The organism is Roseateles sp. (genome assembly GCF_047654785.1).
GTDB lineage: Bacteria > Pseudomonadota > Gammaproteobacteria > Burkholderiales > Burkholderiaceae_C > Pelomonas.
The window spans coordinates 922,346-937,257 of sequence record NZ_JASGKQ010000002.1 but is presented as its reverse complement, the minus strand read 5'-3'; the positions used below and the strand labels follow the sequence as shown (position 1 = coordinate 937,257).

15 protein-coding genes are annotated in these 14,912 nt (G+C 74.7%); 2 read left to right on the top strand and 13 right to left on the bottom strand.

Translation table 11 applies throughout. The annotated features are described in order from the left end of the window. From QM788_RS08790 to QM788_RS08755, 8 genes are all read right to left on the bottom strand, one after another. Positions 1-1,080, bottom strand: coding sequence for a class I SAM-dependent methyltransferase (locus tag QM788_RS08790; RefSeq protein WP_415661108.1), 1,080 nt, complete (start codon positions 1,078-1,080; stop codon positions 1-3). Further along, positions 1,077-3,173, bottom strand: a complete 2,097-nt coding sequence (locus QM788_RS08785) for a putative bifunctional diguanylate cyclase/phosphodiesterase (protein ID WP_415661107.1) — start codon at positions 3,171-3,173, stop codon at positions 1,077-1,079. The genes QM788_RS08790 and QM788_RS08785 overlap by 4 nt, the downstream gene beginning before the upstream one ends. Beyond that, positions 3,170-3,958 (bottom strand): uracil-DNA glycosylase, encoded by a 789-nt coding sequence (locus QM788_RS08780; protein ID WP_415661106.1) that lies wholly within the window; start codon positions 3,956-3,958, stop codon positions 3,170-3,172. Before QM788_RS08780 ends, QM788_RS08785 begins: the two co-directional genes overlap by 4 nt. Beyond that, positions 3,955-4,437 carry a ribosomal protein S18-alanine N-acetyltransferase gene (gene rimI, locus QM788_RS08775; RefSeq protein ID WP_415661105.1) on the bottom strand — a complete coding sequence of 161 codons (483 nt, stop codon included), beginning with the start codon at positions 4,435-4,437 and terminating at the stop codon, positions 3,955-3,957. Before rimI ends, QM788_RS08780 begins: the two co-directional genes overlap by 4 nt. A gap of 235 nt (positions 4,438-4,672) precedes the next feature. Continuing rightward, on the bottom strand, positions 4,673-5,356 hold the full coding sequence (tsaB, locus tag QM788_RS08770) for a tRNA (adenosine(37)-N6)-threonylcarbamoyltransferase complex dimerization subunit type 1 TsaB (RefSeq protein WP_415661104.1): 684 nt from the start codon (positions 5,354-5,356) through the stop codon (positions 4,673-4,675). 41 nt (positions 5,357-5,397) lie between these two features. After that, on the bottom strand, positions 5,398-6,204 hold the full coding sequence (locus QM788_RS08765; RefSeq protein WP_415661103.1) for an acyl-CoA thioesterase: 807 nt from the start codon (positions 6,202-6,204) through the stop codon (positions 5,398-5,400). Between the two features lie 54 nt (positions 6,205-6,258). Then, the gene (locus tag QM788_RS08760; protein ID WP_415661102.1) at positions 6,259-7,530 is read right to left on the bottom strand and encodes an ABC transporter permease; all 1,272 of its coding nucleotides are present in this window, start codon (positions 7,528-7,530) and stop codon (positions 6,259-6,261) included. 3 nt (positions 7,531-7,533) lie between these two features. Beyond that, positions 7,534-8,457, bottom strand: coding sequence for an ABC transporter ATP-binding protein (locus QM788_RS08755; RefSeq protein ID WP_415661101.1), 924 nt, complete (start codon positions 8,455-8,457; stop codon positions 7,534-7,536). A gap of 122 nt (positions 8,458-8,579) precedes the next feature. On the opposite strand from QM788_RS08755, the gene QM788_RS08750 reads away from it, so the two are divergent. Then, entirely contained in the window at positions 8,580-9,494 is a 915-nt protein-coding gene (locus tag QM788_RS08750) for a lactate/malate family dehydrogenase (RefSeq protein WP_415661100.1), read from the top strand. A gap of 3 nt (positions 9,495-9,497) precedes the next feature. Here QM788_RS08750 and QM788_RS08745 read toward each other — a convergent pair whose 3' ends face one another. From QM788_RS08745 to QM788_RS08725, 5 genes are all read right to left on the bottom strand, one after another. Further along, positions 9,498-10,631: an acyl-CoA dehydrogenase family protein gene (locus tag QM788_RS08745; protein ID WP_415661099.1), complete on the bottom strand. Its 1,134-nt coding sequence runs from the start codon at positions 10,629-10,631 to the stop codon at positions 9,498-9,500. 35 nt (positions 10,632-10,666) lie between these two features. Next, the gene (locus tag QM788_RS08740) at positions 10,667-11,143 is read right to left on the bottom strand and encodes a MaoC family dehydratase (RefSeq protein ID WP_415661098.1); all 477 of its coding nucleotides are present in this window, start codon (positions 11,141-11,143) and stop codon (positions 10,667-10,669) included. A 55-nt stretch (positions 11,144-11,198) separates the two neighbouring features. Continuing rightward, on the bottom strand, positions 11,199-11,864 hold the full coding sequence (locus QM788_RS08735) for an SDR family oxidoreductase (protein ID WP_415661097.1): 666 nt from the start codon (positions 11,862-11,864) through the stop codon (positions 11,199-11,201). Positions 11,865-11,873: 9 nt separating this feature from the next. Next, on the bottom strand, positions 11,874-13,052 hold the full coding sequence (locus QM788_RS08730) for an acetyl-CoA C-acyltransferase (RefSeq protein WP_415661096.1): 1,179 nt from the start codon (positions 13,050-13,052) through the stop codon (positions 11,874-11,876). A gap of 72 nt (positions 13,053-13,124) precedes the next feature. Continuing rightward, positions 13,125-13,367 carry a DUF3297 family protein gene (locus QM788_RS08725; RefSeq protein ID WP_415661095.1) on the bottom strand — a complete coding sequence of 81 codons (243 nt, stop codon included), beginning with the start codon at positions 13,365-13,367 and terminating at the stop codon, positions 13,125-13,127. 122 nt (positions 13,368-13,489) lie between these two features. On the opposite strand from QM788_RS08725, the gene QM788_RS08720 reads away from it, so the two are divergent. After that, positions 13,490-14,902, top strand: coding sequence for a M16 family metallopeptidase (locus QM788_RS08720; protein ID WP_415661094.1), 1,413 nt, complete (start codon positions 13,490-13,492; stop codon positions 14,900-14,902). Positions 14,903-14,912: the final 10 nt, after the last annotated feature.

The window sequence follows — 14,912 nt, the reverse complement described above, 5'->3', positions numbered from 1 at the left end:
CTACAGCCTGTGCGACCGGTCGCCGCGCGCGAACCCCAGCGCCTCGAAGGCGCCGCCCTCCGGCGCGAAGCCGATCACCTTGAACAGCTCGCCCATCTCGTGCTCGGCCAGCAGCCGGTGCGCCATCGCGCGCCCGGCGAGGGACGCATCCTCCAGCAGCCCGGCGATGCCGCAGTTCAGCAGGAAGTGGGCCTGGCTGGTGTAGCCCAGCACGGTGAAGCCGGCGTCCTGCCCGGCCAGCGCGATGCCGGTGAAGTTGACGTGCGCGGTGATGTCCTTGTCGCCCACCGCCGCCAGCGGGTCGGGGTCGGCGCGGTGGCCCTGGTGGCACATCAGCGTGCCGCCGTGGCGCTGCGGCAGGTAGTACTCGGCCTCGGGGAAGCCGTAGTCGATGAAGAACGCCGCGCCGCGCCGCAGCGTGCGCGCCAGCGTGGCGACGAAGGCCTCCGCCTGCGGGTGGATCTCGGTGACGGTGCCGGGCACGAAGCCCGCCGCCAGCGGCGGGCGCAACGGGCTGTCGCGGTCCACGAACGCGAAGCCCCCGCCCGCCGACACGATGCCGCGCTCGCGCCACACCTGGCCGTCGAAGGCGAGCAACTGCACCGGCATCGCGTCCAGCACCTCGTTGCCGACCACCACCGCCTCCAGCGCGTCGGGCAGCGCGTCCAGCCATTCGACGCGGCCGGCCCACGGCGCCAGCCGCTCGCGCTGGCGCCCGCGCAGCTCGGCGGACAGCTCGACGATGCGGTAGCGCGCCGGCCCGCTGCCCAGCGCGTCCAGCTCGGCGATCAGCTGCGCGGCCAGCGCGCCGGAGCCGGCGCCGAACTCGACGACGTCGCGGCAGCCGCTGGCGGCCATCGCCTGCGCCAGCTGCCGCGCCAGCGCGCGGCCGAACAGCGGCGACATCTCCGGCGCGGTGACGAAGTCCGAACCCTCGTCCGGCATCCGGCCGAACTTGCGCCGCCCGCCCGCGTAGTAGCCCAGGCCGGGCGCGTACAGCGCCAGGTTCATGAAGCGGTCGAACGGCAGCCAGCCGCCGTGCGCGGCGATCTCGGCGTGGATCAGCGCCGCCAGGCTCATCGCGCGCCCACCCAGGCCTCGAACTCGGCCGAGGCCATCGGCAGCCCCACGCGCTCGCCCTGCATCTGCTGGCAGCCCCAGCCGGCCAGCAGCTGCCACTGCGCGGCACTGCGCACGCCCTCGGCGGCGACGGTCAGGCCCAGGCCCACGGCCATCTGCACGATGGCGCGCGTGATGGCCTGCGCGCCCGGGTCGCCGGGCAGCCGGGCGACGAAGCTCTGGTCGATCTTGAGCTTGTCCAGCGGCAGCTCGGTCAGGTGGGCCAGCGAGGTGTAGCCGGTGCCGAAGTCGTCCACCGACACCGTCAGCCCCAGCGCGCGCAGGGCGGCCAGCGTGGCCGGCGCATGCTCGATGTCTTCGATCAGCATGCGCTCGGTCAGCTCCAGCTCCAGCCAGCGGCCCTGGGCGCCGGCCTCCAGCAGCACGCGCTGGACGGCGGCGGCGAAATCGTCGAGGTTGAACTGCATGCGCGACAGGTTGACGGCGATGCGCACCGGGTCGTCGCCCGCGGCGAAGCCCTTCAGGCCCTGCTCGCGCCAGCGGCGCGCCGTGGCGGCGGCCTCGCGCAGCACCCACTCGCCCAGCGACAGCATCAGCCGGTGGCGCTCGGCGACGAAGATGAAGGCGTCCGGCCCCAGCAGCCCGCGCTGCGGGTGGCGCCAGCGCAGCAGCGCCTCGGCGCCGCAGAGCCGGCCGGTCGCCGCGTCCACCTGGGGCTGGAAGAACAGCTCGAACTCGTTGCGCGTCAGGCCCTGGGCCAGCTCGGCCTCCAGCACCAGGTCGGCATAGGCGGTCTCGGCCAGCGCGGGCTCGAAGAACTGGAAGGTCGCGCGGCCGCGCGCCTTGGCGCTGTACATGGCCGTGTCGGCATGCTGGATCAGCTCGTCGGCCTGGCGGCCGTGCTCGGGGAACACGGCCACGCCGATCGACGGCGTGACGCACAGCGCGCGGCCGCCGGGCTTCACCGGCACCTCGACGACGGACAGCAGCGCCTCCAGCACGACCACCACGTCCGCGTAGCCGGTCACGTCGGTCAGCAGCACGACGAACTCGTCGCCGCCGAAGCGGCCCACGAGGTCGCTGTCGCGCAGCGACCCCACCAGCCGCTCGGCGACGGTGGTGAGCACGCGGTCGCCGGCCAGGTGGCCCAGCGAGTCGTTGACGCGCTTGAAGTTGTCCAGGTCCACGAACAGCAGCGCCAGCATCTCGCCCTGGCTCTCGGCGCGCTTGAGCAGCGCGGCCATGCGCTCCATGAAGGCGGCGCGGTTGAGCAGGCCGGTCAGCGCGTCGTGGTGGGCCAGGTGCTGGATGCGCGCCTCGCTGGCGAGGCGGTCGCGGATGTCGCGCACCACGGCCATGCGCAGCGTCTCGCCGTCGCGCACCAGCGTGCGCATGATCAGCTCCACCGGCAGGCGCGAGCCGTCGCGGTGCAGGATGGCGGTCTCGTAGTGCAGCTCCTGGCGCTGCTGCATCACCTCGCGCACCTTGGGCAGCTCGTCCTCCGCGACGTAGGACAGCACGTGGCGGCCGACCAGCGCCTCGGCCGGCCAGCCCGTCAGCTCGCACAGCGGCGGGTTCACGTCGGTGATGTAGCCGTCGCGGTGGAACAGGATGCCCTCCACCGTGGCCTGCATGAACTTGTCCAGCCGCGCCTCGGACTCGCGCAGCTTCTGCTCGATGCGGCGGTGGCGCGTGATGTCGTACACCAGCACCCAGCTGCCCAGCAGCGCGCCGCCCTCGTCGTCATCGTCGAACTGCGGGATCAGGTCGATCTCCAGGCAGACCGCCTGGCCGCCGGGCTGCGGCAGCTCGCGCTCGTACACCACCGGCCGGCGCTCGCGCACCACCTGGTCCACCCTCGACCGCACCCACGCATAGGCCTCGGCGCCGACGATCTCGCTGTAATGCTTGCCGACGATGCTGTCCTGCGTCTGCCCGAAGGCCTCGGCATAGCCGCGGTTGGCGAACAGGCAGCAGTGGTCGGCCGCGCCGTACAGCGCGATCCACGCCGGCAGGTGGTCGGCCAGCATGCGGAAGCGCAGCGCATCCAGCGTCTGGCGCTCGGGGTCGGCGGGCGGGCGGGCGGGGCTCACGGCGCGGCCACCGTGCGGCGGGCCAGGCACAGGTCGTCCCACGCGCCGGCCTTGTCGGCCGGGGAGCGCAGCAGGTAGGCCGGCGCATAGGTCGCCACCACCGGCAGGCCACGCCAGCTGTGCACGCGGCCGCGCAGCCGGCCCAGCGGATCGGCCAGGCCGGTGAGCCGGCGCGCGGCCAGCGGGCCGATGGCCAGCAGCAGGCGCGGCTGCAGCAGCTCTGCCAGCCGCGCCAGCACCGCCTCGCCGGCCTCCGCCTCGGCCGGCTGCGGCGGCCGGCCGCGCGGCGCCCGGCCCGGCACCAGCGGCGCGAGGAAAGCGGTGGCGCCCTCCCCGTCCAGGCGCTGGCCGGCGGCGCGCAGCATGCGCTCCAGCAGCCGCCCGGCGTCGCCGGCCAGCAGTTCGCCCGCGCCCTCGTCGGCCTCGGCCGGCGCGTCGGCCACCACCAGCCAGTCCGCCCGCGGCAGCGCGCCCCGGCCGAACAGGTGGATGCGGTGCTCGCACGCGCCGCCGCAGGCCTGGCCGGCGAGCACCGCCTCGCGCAGCGCGGCGAGGTCCAGCGCGGCCAGGTCCGATGGCGGCGCGGCGGGGCCGGGCACCGGCCCGCGCACGGGTGCCGGCGCCGGCGCGGCCGGGCGCGCGGCGGGCGGCGGCGGCGCGACGGCGACGTCTTCGCGCGGGCGGTCCCGGTCCTCCTGCACGGCCTCGGCAGCCTCCACGGCCGCCGGCGGCAGCCGGTAGCCCATCTCCGCGAGCATCGCCCGCTGGCGCCCGTCCCAGCTCATGGCCGCACCGCCAGGCTCATCAGCACCGCGTCCTCGCGCGGCCCCTGGCGCACCGGGTAGTAGGCGCGGCGCCGGCCGACCTCGGCGAAGCCGTAGCGGCGGTACACGTCGCGGGCGCGCTGGTTGCTCACGCGCACCTCCAGCCACAGCTGCGCCAGCCCGCGCTGCCGGCACGCGGCCACCAGCCGCTCCAGCATCGCCACGGCCAGGCCGCGGCCCTGCCAGGGCGGCGCGACGGTGATGTTGAGCAGGTGCATCTCGTCCACGCCCGGCATGGCCACCCAGTAGCCCAGCAGCGCCGCGCGCGGCCCGCGCAGCACCTCGGCCGGGTAGCCGGCGGCCAGCGAATCGACGAAGTTGCCATGCGTCCACGGCACCGGGTAGGCCTGCCGCTCGGCGGCCATCACCTCGGTCAGGTCCGCCACCCGCATGCCGGACGCCTCGAAGGGCGGCAAGCCGGACTCCAGCAGGGCGCTCATGGAAGCAGCCCCGCCATGCCACGCATGGCACTTGCGGGCCAAGCGCCGGGCCGCTCCCAAGCCGGCCCGCGCCGGCGATGTGCGAGCGGCTCGATGCCGCGAGCATCGCCGTCCCCGAGGGGGCTGAGCCCGGACACGCCGCGCCCGGTGGGCGCGGCATGCCTGGCGAAGGGCTGCGGCGCAAGCCGCAGCGCGGCCTGCAAGGCCGGCCAAGGTACTCCTTGGACGAGGGGCTTCATCGCCGTTGCTCTCGCTCGGCGGTGGTCAGCGCCACCTTGTCGCGCACGTAGACCGGCAGGGCCTCGGCGGCGTCGCGCGCCTCGCCGCGCTGCCAGGCGGCCAGCGCCAGCGCGCCCAGCGCGGCGGCGCGCGAGCGGGCCTGCGGCCAGGCACGCGGCACCGGGCCCAGCGCGGCGGCGTATTCGGCCAGCGCGGTGCCGGCCACGGCGGCCGGCTCGCCCCAATGCGCGGCCAGCGCCTCGGGCCGGTACAGGGCCGGCGGCTCGGCGACCTGCCAGGCACCACCCGCCCAGCGGTAGCGGGCCGCGTAGATCTCGCCGATGCGGGCGTCCATCGCCACCCAGACGTCGTCGCCCGCGCCTTGCGCACGGGCGTCCTCGGCCACCAGCATCAGGCTGTCGATGGCGAGCACCGGCTTGCCGAGCCCGAAGGCCAGGCCCTGGGCCACCGCGCAGGCGGTGCGCAGGCCGGTGAAGGCGCCGGGGCCCTGGCCGAAGGCGATGCCGTCCAGCGCCTGCAGGGCCAGCCCGGCGCGGGCCAGCAGGGCCCGGGCCTCCGGCAGCAGGCGCGCCGAGGCCTGGGCGCCGCCCGCAGCCTCGAACAGCTGGGTCTGCCCGGGCGCCACGAGGGCCAGGGACATCGTGTCGGTGGCGCTGTCGAGGGCGAGCAAAACGGGCATCGGGGCAGTTTACCGTCGGGGCCCGCGCCGACGGGGCCGCCTCACTCGCGGTAATAGACCATCTGGTGCGTGCTCGCGAGCAGCTGGCCGTCGTCGCTCCAGACCTCGGCGCTCTGGTCGAAATAGCCGCGGCGGAAGTTCAGCCCCCGGGCGCAGCCGAGCAGGTGGCGCTCGCCCTGCGCGGCCAGCAGCGCGGCGTCGGCGTGGAAGAAGCAGGTCAGCGACACGGTGCCGATCGGCGCCGGCTGGCCGCGGCGCACGAAGATGCGCGGGAAGAAGCAGTCGCAGATCGCGGCCAGCGACGCGAAGTCCAGCGGCCGCGGCGGCTCGTCGCGCACCCAGAGCCGGCTGCGCGAATGCGGCTGCAGGCGGCCGTCCAGGCGCGGCGCCTCGCCGGGAGCGAAGCGCATGTCGTAGCGCTGCGTCCAGGGCGGCGCGCCCCCGCCGGACAGGCGCGCGAGGCCGGCGGCGGCCGGCATGTCGGCCGGGAACTCGGCCTCGGGCGCGGACCAGGTGTCGCGCCGCGCGGCGAACACGGCCGTGCCGGTGGCCGCCGCCTCGCCGCCCTGCGTCAGCGTCAGCTGCCAATGCTGCGTGGAGCGGTTGGTGCGCACCGGCCGCGCCTCCACCTCGAAGCCGCCGTCGGCCAGCGGCGCGGCGAAGTTGACGGTCAGCGCGATCGGGTCGCCCAGGCGCTGCGGGTGCTGCAGCGCGGCGTTCAGCAGCACGGCGGCGGTGACGCCGCCGTAGGGGCCCACCATGTTGGCGTAGGCCGGGTGCGTGGCCCCGGCGAAGCGGTGGTCGCCCTGGGGCGCGAGGCGGAGGGCGGCGTCGAAGTCGTGCGGCATGGGCGCGGATTCTGGGCAGCGGCGCGCGCGGGCGCTGTCACCGGCAGGACGCGCTCATTCCTCCCAGCGGAAGCGCCACACCGCGAGCGCCGCGAAGGCCGCGCTGAAGCCCAGCATCACCGCGCAGGGCGGCAGCGCCGCGGCGAAGCCCTGGCCGCGCCAGGTCATCGCGTCCAGCGCGTCCACCGCCCAGCGCGTCGGCACGGCCAGCGACACGGCCTGCAGCCAGGCCGGGAAGACGAAGGCCGGCACCCAGGCGCCGCCCAGCATCACCATCAGCAGCGTGGCCAGGATGGCCAGGCCGCGCGTGGCCTCCGGCGTGCGGCCCAGCGCCGCCACCAGCAGGCCGAAGCTGGCCGTCAGCAGCGAGAAGCACAACAGCACCAGCGCGAAGCCCGCCACGCTGCCCAGCACCCGCACGCCGAAGGCCGCGATGGCCACCGCGTAGATGACGGCGAAGACGATCAGCGAGATCAGCGTGCCGGCGGCGATGCGGCTGCCCAGCAGCTGCGCGCGCGACAGCGGCGCCGCGCGCAGCCGCTGCCACAGGCCCAGGCGGCGCATCAGCAGCAGGCCGACGGCCAGGTCCACGCCGGCCATCAGGATGAACTGCACGCCCATGCCGGCGAACGCGTGCGCATAGCTGTTGTAGGCCACCGGCGCGGCGTTGGCGGCGGCCGGCACCGCCTCGACCTCGCGGGTCGCGTAGGGCAGCGACAGCCCCGCCGCGCCGGGGGCCGACGCGCCCGGCATGCCATGCTGCACGCGGGCGATGGCGTCGAACATCTTCACGAGCTCGTCGCGCTGCGGCCCGGGCAGGCCGGCGCCGTCGCGCACCTGGCGCGCCATGTCGTCCAGCCCGGCCGGGCTGAAGGTGGCGCGGCTGACCTCCTGCATCAGCGTCTGCGCGAGCAGGCCGCGCACGACGGCGAGCACGGCGGGCTGGGAGGGGTCGTGGTACAGCACGATCTCGGGCTTGGGGCCGCCGAACATCGCGCGGCCCGCCTGCGCGCCCAGCCCCGGCGGCAGCACGGCCACCGCGCTCAGCCTGCCGGCGCGCACCTGGGCGAGCGCGGCGGCTTCGTCGGCGACGCTGGCCTTGAGCGCCGGCTCGGCCTGCAGCGCGGCGACGACGCGGCGGGCCAGCGGGCTGCCGTCCCGGTCCACCACGCCGACGGCGATGCCCGCGGGCGCGCTGCCGCCGCCGAACAGGCTGCCGAAGAAGGCGGCGATCAGGATGGGCGCGACGATGCCGAGCAGCACCGCGCGGCGGTTGGAGAAGTGCAGCAGCAACTCCGCACGGACGAGGGCGAGCACGGCTTGCATGGGTCAGTCCCGCAGTTGGCGGCCGGTGAGGGCCAGGAACACGTCTTCGAGCGTCGCGCGCGCCGACGCGATGCCGCGCACCTGCACGCCGCGCTGCGCCAGCGCGGCCAGCAGCGCGGCGGCGTCGCGGCCCAGGTCGGCCACCTGCGCCTCCAGCCGCTGGCCGCTGCGCCGCACGCCGGGCAGGCCCTGCAGCGCGGCGTCGTCGGGCTCGCCGTCGATGTCGACGTGCAGCGTCTGCGCGGCCGGCAGCCGCGCGAACAGCTGCGCCTGCGTGCCCTCGGCCACGACGCGGCCATGGTCGATGATGACGATGCGGTCGGCCAGGCGCTCGGCCTCCTCCATGTAGTGCGTGGTGTAGACCAGCGCCTTGCCGGCGCGCTTGAGCGCCTCCAGGTTGTCGAAGATGGCGTTGCGGCTCTGCGGGTCCACGCCGGCCGTGGGCTCGTCGAGCACCAGCACCTCGGGGTCGTGGACCAGCGCGCAGGCGATGTTCAGGCGCCGCTTCATGCCGCCGGAGAAGGTCGCGGGCCGGTCCTTCGCGCGGTCGGCCAGGCCCACCAGCGCCAGCACCTCGTCGGCGCGGCGCTGCAGCGGGCCGGGCGCCAGGCCGTACAGCGCGCCGAACAGCGCCACGTTCATGCGCGCGGGCAGCGCCTCGTAGAGCGCGAGGTCCTGCGGCACCAGGCCGATGCGGCGCTTGTAGGCGGCCTCGTGCCCGGCCAGCGTCAGGCCGGACAGCGTGACCGTGCCGGCGTCGGGCGCGGCCAGCCCGCACAGCATGGCCGCCGTGGTGGACTTGCCGGCGCCGTTCGGCCCCAGCAGGCCCAGCACCTCGCCAGGCCGCAGCGACAGGCTCACGTCGTGCACGGCCACCCGGCTGCCGTAGGCCTTGCGCAGCCCGCGGGCCGCCAGCAGTTCGTCCATGCCATGCCTCCTGTATCGGACGGCGCCGATGCTAGACGCGCAGCCCGCCGCCGCCGAGCGCGCGGCGACGGACGGCACGCGGCAAGCGCGGACGGACGGCGCGCGGCGCCATACTCGCGGCCATGAAGACACGCATCGGCATCATCGGCACGGGCTGGGTCGGCACCAGCGTCGCGTTCTCCACGCTGCTGGCCGGGCACGCGGGCGAGCTGTGGCTGCACGACCAGCGCGGCGACGTCGCCGAGGGCGAGGCGATGGACCTGGCCGACGGCGCGGCCTTCTACGCGCGCTGCGCGGTGCGCGCGGTGCCGCTGGAGTGCATGCGCGAGGCCGACATCGTCGTGCTGGCCGCGGGCCGCAACGGCCGCCCGGGCGAGAGCCGGCTGGACCTGCTGCGCGACAACGCCCGCCTGGCCGCCGGCCTGGGCCGCGCGCTGGCGGGCTTCGGCGGCATCGTGCTGGTGGTGACCAACCCGGTGGACGTGCTGACCCGCGTCGTCGCCGAGGCCAGCGGCCTGCCGCCGGAGCGCGTCATCGGCACCGGCACGCTGCTGGACACCGCGCGGCTGCGCGAGCGGCTGGCGGCGCGGCTGGGCGTGGCCACGCCGTCGCTGCATGCGCTGGTCGTCGGCGAGCATGGCGACTCGTCGGTGCCGCTGTGGTCCGGCGCGCGCGTGGGCGGCATGGCCTTGCGCGACTGGCCGGGCTGGCGGCCCGACGAGGAGGCCGCGCTGGCGCAGCAGGTGCGCCGCGCGGCCTACGAGGTCATCCAGCGCAAGGGCGCCACCAACCACGCCATCGGCCTGGTGACGGCGGAGCTGATCGGCTGCATCGCCCGCGACGAGCACCGGCTGCTGCCGGTCAGCCGCGTGCAGGCCGGCGCCTGCGGGCTGGACGGCGTGGCGCTGTCGCTGCCGGCGCTGGTGGGCGCGGGCGGCGCCGTGCGGGTGCTGGAGCCGGGCATGGACGCCGCCGAGCGCGACGCGCTGGCGGCCTCGGCCGCGGTGCTGCAGCGCGCGTATGAGTCGCTGACCTGATCGTCAGCCGGCCAGCGCGCGGCCGATCAGGATCTTCTGCACGTCGCTGGTGCCCTCGTAGATCTGCGTGACGCGCACGTCGCGGCAGATGCGCTCGACGGGGAAGTCGCCGAGGTAGCCGTAGCCGCCGTGGATCTGCAGCGCGTCCGAGCACACGCGCTCGGCCATCTCGCTGGCGAACAGCTTGGCCATCGCGGCCTCCTTCAGGCAGGGCCGGCCGGCGTCCTTCAGGCTCGCCGCATGCCAGATGAGCTGGCGCGCGGCCTCGATGCGGGTGGCCATGTCGGCCAGCCGGAACTGCACCGCCTGGTGCCCGAAGATGGGCTGGCCGAAGGTGACGCGCTCCTTGCTGTAGCGCAGCGCCGCCTCGAACGCCGCGCGCGCCATGCCCACGCTCTGCGCCGCGATGCCGATGCGCCCGCCCTCCAGGCCCGACAGCGCGATCCGCAGGCCCTGGCCCTCGTCGCCCAGCCGGTTGGCGGCCGGCACGCGGCAGCCGTCGAACACGATCTGCGCCGTGTCGCTGCTGTGCTGGCCCATCTTGTCCTCGACGCGCGCGACGACGTAGCCGGGCGTGCGGGTCGGCACCAGGAAGGCGCTGATGCCCTTCTTGCCGGCGGCCTTGTCCGTCACGGCCATGACGATGGCCACGTCGCCGTGCTTGCCGCTGGTGATGAACTGCTTGACGCCGTCGAGCACGTAGGCGTCGCCGTCGCGCACCGCCGTCGTGCGCAGGCCGCCGGCCTCGGAGCCGACGTGCGGCTCGGTCAGGCAGAACGCGCCCAGCATGTCGCCGCGCGCCAGCGGCTTCAGGAAGCGCTCCTTCTGGTCGTCGTTGCCGAAGGCCATCAGGATGGCGCAGACGGGGCAGTTGTTGACGCTGACCACCGTGCTGGTGCCGCCGTCGCCGGCCGCGATCTCTTCGAGGATGACGGCCAGGGCCAGGTAGTCCAGCCCGGCGCCGCCCCACTCGGCGGGCACGGCCACGCCGTAGCAGCCGAGCGCGGCCAGGCCCTTCAGCGGCCCGGCGGGAAAGTGGTGGGCCTTGTCCCACGCGGCGGCGTGGGGCGCGATCTCGGCCTGCACGAAGACGCGGATGGCGTCCTGCACGGCCAGGTGGTCTTCGGGCAGCAGCATGGCAGGCTCGACCTCGGGAATCGCGGGGCCGGCCGTCAGCCGCGCCCGGCCTTGACCAGCAGCGTGCCCCGCCCGACGACGCAGGGGTGGGCGCCGCGCACGGTGACGCGGCCGTCCACGTGGGCCAGCCAGCCGCCCAGCGTCGCGTTCCATTCCACGCTGGCCACGCGCCAGTGCAGCACCAGTTCCTGTTCGGCGAACACCGGCGCCTTGAACGCGAAGTTGAAGTTCAGGCACAGCAGCTCGCGCAGCAGGCCGTCGTCGCTGCGCGAGAAGTGGCTGGCCACCAGGCCGATCATCTGCGCCGTGGTCTGCTGGCCGCTGGCGATGATCTCGCCGTGGCGGGCGCGCTGGGCGGCCTGCACGTCGTGGTGCAGCGGGTTGCTGTCGCCGGTCAGCCGGGCGAAGGTGGCGATGTCGTCGCGCGTGAAGCGTACATGGCGCTCGCAGGTTTCACCCACGCGGATCAGCGCGGCGGGCTCGGGGGTCTGGGGGGCGGTGGGGGAGTTCATGGCGGGGGGCTGGGGATTTGCGGGGGGCAGGGGTTCGAAACAGGCGGCGGGCGCGTCACCACGCCAGCCGCCGCCCGTCGTGGCTGAAGAAGCTGCCGCTGTCCGCCGGCTGGACGGCGGCGAGCACCGTGCGCATGCCGGCGATGCTGGTGGCGGCGTCGAGGTCGGCGTCGGCGCCGCCCATGTCGGTGCGCACCCAGCCGGGGTGGAGGCTGACGACGATGGCCCGGCCGGCGAGCGCCAGCGAGGCGTCCTTCATCACCGAGTTCACCGCCGCCTTGGACGCGCGGTACAGCCAGCCGCTGCTGCTGGTGCGCGCGCCGATGGCGCCCATGGTCGACGAGACGATGGCCAGCCGCGCGCCCGGCGCCAGCGCGTCGGCCACCTGCGGCAGCACGCGCATCGGGCCGAGCACATTGGTGCGCATGACGGCATCGAAGTCGTCCTGGGTGGGCGCCTGCAGCGCGTCGGCGCGCGGGCCGAACACGCCGGCGTTCAGGACGACCACGTCGAAGCGCTCGCCGTCGATCTGCCAGGCCAGGCCCGACACGCTGGCGGCGTCGGCCACGTCCAGCTGCAGCGGCCTGGCGCCGAGCCCGCCCAGCGCGGCCAGGCCCGGCTCGCTGCGCGCCGTCGCGGTGACGCGGGCCCCGGCGGCGCGGTACTGGCGGACGAATTCGAGGCCCAGGCCGCGCGAGGCGCCGACGATGAGGACGTTCACGTCAGGCGCTCAGACGAGTTCCAGCGCCAGCGCCGTGGCCTCGCCGCCACCGATGCACAGCGCGGCGAGCCCCTTCTTCAGCCCGCGCTTCCTCAATGCGCCCAGCAGCGTGACGATGATGCGCGCGCCGCTGGCGCCGATCGGGTGGCCCAGCGCGACGGCGCCGCCGTGCACGTTGACGATGTCGTGCGGCAGCTTGAACTCGGCCATCGCGGCCAGCGTGACGGCGGCGAAGGCCTCGTTCACTTCCCACAGGTCCACGTCGCCGGCCTGCCAGCCGGCGCGGGCCAGCGCCTTCTGGATGGCGCCGACCGGCGCGGTGGTGAACCACTCGGGCGCCTGCGCATGCACCGCATGGCTGACGATGCGGGCCACCGGCGCGAGGCCGCGCGCCCGGGCCGTGCTCTCGCGCATCAGCAGCAGCGCGGCGGCGCCGTCGGAGATGCTGGACGAGGTGGCGGCGGTGATCGCGCCGTCCTTCTTGAACGCGGGCTTGAGCGCGGGGATCTTGTCGAGCTTGGCCTTGAAGGGCTGCTCGTCGCACTTGACGACGGTGTCGCCCTTGGGCGAACTGAGCGTGACGGGCGCCATCTCCCAGTCGAAGCTGCCGTCCTCGTTGGCGGCCTTGGCGCGCTGCGTGGAGGCGATCGCGTACTGGTCCATCGCCTCGCGGCTGAAGCCGTACTTGGCCACGCAGCCCTCGGCGAACACGCCCATGGCCTTGCCGCGCTCGTAGGCGTCCTCCAGGCCGTCCAGCGCCATGTGGTCGTAGACGGCGCTGGCGCCGTACTTGATGCCCTTGCGCGCGAACATCAGGTGCGGCGCGTTGGTCATGCTCTCCATGCCGCCGGCCACCAGCACGTCGGCGCTGCCGGCGGCCAGCATGTCGTGGGCGAACATCACGGTGCGCATGCCGGAGCCGCACATCTTGCTCAGCGTGACGGCGCCGGCCGAGTCCGGCAGGCCGGCGCGGCGCACGGCCTGGCGCGCGGGCGCCTGGCCCTGGCCGGCCATCAGGCAGCAGCCCATCAGCACCTCGTCGACGGCGTCGCCCGGCACGCCCGCGCGCTCGACGGCGGCGCGGATCGCGACGGCGCCCAGCTCCCAGCCGGACAGGCCGGAGAAATCACCCAGCAGGCCGCCGATGGGCGTGCGGGCGGCCGAGACGATGACGATGGGGTCGGACATGGCGGTTCTCCGTGCGTGGCTGAAGGGGGATGGGAGGGAAGGCGCCATTGTGGCGCGGGCCCTGCGCGGCCTTCAGCGGTAGAAGGCCTCGACCTGGCCCTTGAGCTTGATCGTCAGCGGCCGGCCCTTGCGGTCCAGCGTCTTGCCGGCGGGCACCTTGATCCAGCCCTCGCTGACGCAGTATTCCTCCACGTCGAAGCGCTCCTTGCCGTTGAAGCGGATGCCGATGTCGTGCTCGAACACGGCGGCGGCGTGGTGGGGGCTGCGCGGGTCGACGCTGAGGTGGTCGGGCAGTGCGGGGCGGGTGTCGGGCATGGCGCGGGCAAAGGGTTTGCGGCCCGCGATTGTCGCCGCCAGGCCGGGTTTTCCCGGCGTGCCCTGCGGCACCCCCGCCCCGGGCGCGCGACACTGCAGGCCGTTCCCGCACAGGAGACCCCATGTTGAACACCACCCGCCGCGCGGCGCTGGGCGCCCTCGGTGCCGCCGCATTCGCGCTCGCCGCCGGCCCCGCCGGGGCCGCCCCCGCGCAGCAGCCCGACCACTGGCAGATCCCCGTCCACACGAAGACGCTGGCCAACGGCCTGACCGTCGTCATCTCGCCCGACGCCAGCAGCCCCACCGTGGGCGTCAGCGTGGTCTACAAGGTCGGCATGCGGCTGGAGCCGAAGAACCGCACCGGCTTCGCCCACCTGTTCGAGCACCTGATGTTCCAGGGCACGCCCACCGCGCCCAAGGGTGTGTTCGACCAGGTCATCACCTCCGGCGGCGGCAACAACAACGGCTCGACCCGGCCCGACTTCACGAACTACATCGAGACGGCGCCGTCCTCCGCGCTGGCGTCCATGCTGTGGCTGGAGGCCGACCGCATGAAGACGCTGGACTTCAACCCGACGACGCTGAAGAACCAGCAGGACGTGGTGAAGGAGGAGATCCGCGTCAACGTGCAGAACCAGCCCTATGGCGGCTTCATGTGGCTGGACATCTCGGGCCTGGCCTTCGACAAGTGGGAGAACGCCCACGACGGCTACGGCAGCTTCGTCGACCTGGAGAACGCCAACCTGGACGACGTGCGCGCCTTCCACCGCGACTTCTACGGCCCCAACAACGCGGTGCTGGCGATTGCCGGCGACGTGACGCCGGCCCAGGGCTTCGCGCTGGCCGAGAAGTACTTCGGCAAGATCGCCGCGCGCCCCACGCCCAAGCCCAGCGACTTCCGCGAGGGCCTGAACACCAAGGAGCGCCGCCTGACCCAGCCCGACAAGCTGGCCCAGGTGCCCGCCATCGCCGCCGCCTGGAAGCTGCCCGAGCGCGGCAGCCGCGACCAGGCGCCGTTCGCCGTGCTGGGCCAGTTGCTGGCCGGCGGCGACGCCTCGCGGCTGTACCAGGGCCTGGTCAAGGGCCGCGAGCTGGCGCTGAACGTCAGCTCGCTGTACGGCCTGACCGGCCTGTGGGAATACGACGGCCCCAGCCTGTTCACCGTGTTCGCGCTCTACAAGCCCGACACCACCGCCGACGCGCTGCTGGCCGGCATGGACGAGGAGATCGCCCGCATCGTCAAGGACGGCGTGGACGACGCCACGCTGCGCCACCTGAAGACCGCGCTGCTGGCCGAGTGGTACGACGACGCGGAGATGTTCCTGCGCCGCGCCGACCGCCTGGCCAAGCTGCAGGCGCTGTGGGGCGACGCCGGCGTCATCAACCAGGTGCCGGGCTGGATCGAGGCCGTCACCGCCGCCGACGTGCAGCGCGTGGCCGCCACCTACCTGGCCGCCGCCAACCGCTCCGTCATCGACCGCAAGCCCGCCGCCCTGCTGGCCGCGCCCGCCGCCAAGCCGGCCTCGCAACCCTGACGCCGGAGCC

Coding starts and splice junctions, on each gene's coding strand:
- rimI (WP_415661105.1), bottom strand. CDS start 4,437: ATGAGCGCCCTGCTGGAGTCCGGCTTGCCGCCCTTCGAGGCGTCCGGC.
- QM788_RS08780 (WP_415661106.1), bottom strand. CDS start 3,958: ATGAGCTGGGACGGGCGCCAGCGGGCGATGCTCGCGGAGATGGGCTAC.
- QM788_RS08745 (WP_415661099.1), bottom strand. CDS start 10,631: ATGCTGCTGCCCGAAGACCACCTGGCCGTGCAGGACGCCATCCGCGTC.
- QM788_RS08740 (WP_415661098.1), bottom strand. CDS start 11,143: ATGAACTCCCCCACCGCCCCCCAGACCCCCGAGCCCGCCGCGCTGATC.
- QM788_RS08720 (WP_415661094.1), top strand. CDS start 13,490: ATGTTGAACACCACCCGCCGCGCGGCGCTGGGCGCCCTCGGTGCCGCC.
- QM788_RS08730 (WP_415661096.1), bottom strand. CDS start 13,052: ATGTCCGACCCCATCGTCATCGTCTCGGCCGCCCGCACGCCCATCGGC.
- tsaB (WP_415661104.1), bottom strand. CDS start 5,356: ATGCCCGTTTTGCTCGCCCTCGACAGCGCCACCGACACGATGTCCCTG.
- QM788_RS08760 (WP_415661102.1), bottom strand. CDS start 7,530: ATGCAAGCCGTGCTCGCCCTCGTCCGTGCGGAGTTGCTGCTGCACTTC.
- QM788_RS08765 (WP_415661103.1), bottom strand. CDS start 6,204: ATGCCGCACGACTTCGACGCCGCCCTCCGCCTCGCGCCCCAGGGCGAC.
- QM788_RS08725 (WP_415661095.1), bottom strand. CDS start 13,367: ATGCCCGACACCCGCCCCGCACTGCCCGACCACCTCAGCGTCGACCCG.
- QM788_RS08750 (WP_415661100.1), top strand. CDS start 8,580: ATGAAGACACGCATCGGCATCATCGGCACGGGCTGGGTCGGCACCAGC.
- QM788_RS08790 (WP_415661108.1), bottom strand. CDS start 1,080: ATGAGCCTGGCGGCGCTGATCCACGCCGAGATCGCCGCGCACGGCGGC.
- QM788_RS08755 (WP_415661101.1), bottom strand. CDS start 8,457: ATGGACGAACTGCTGGCGGCCCGCGGGCTGCGCAAGGCCTACGGCAGC.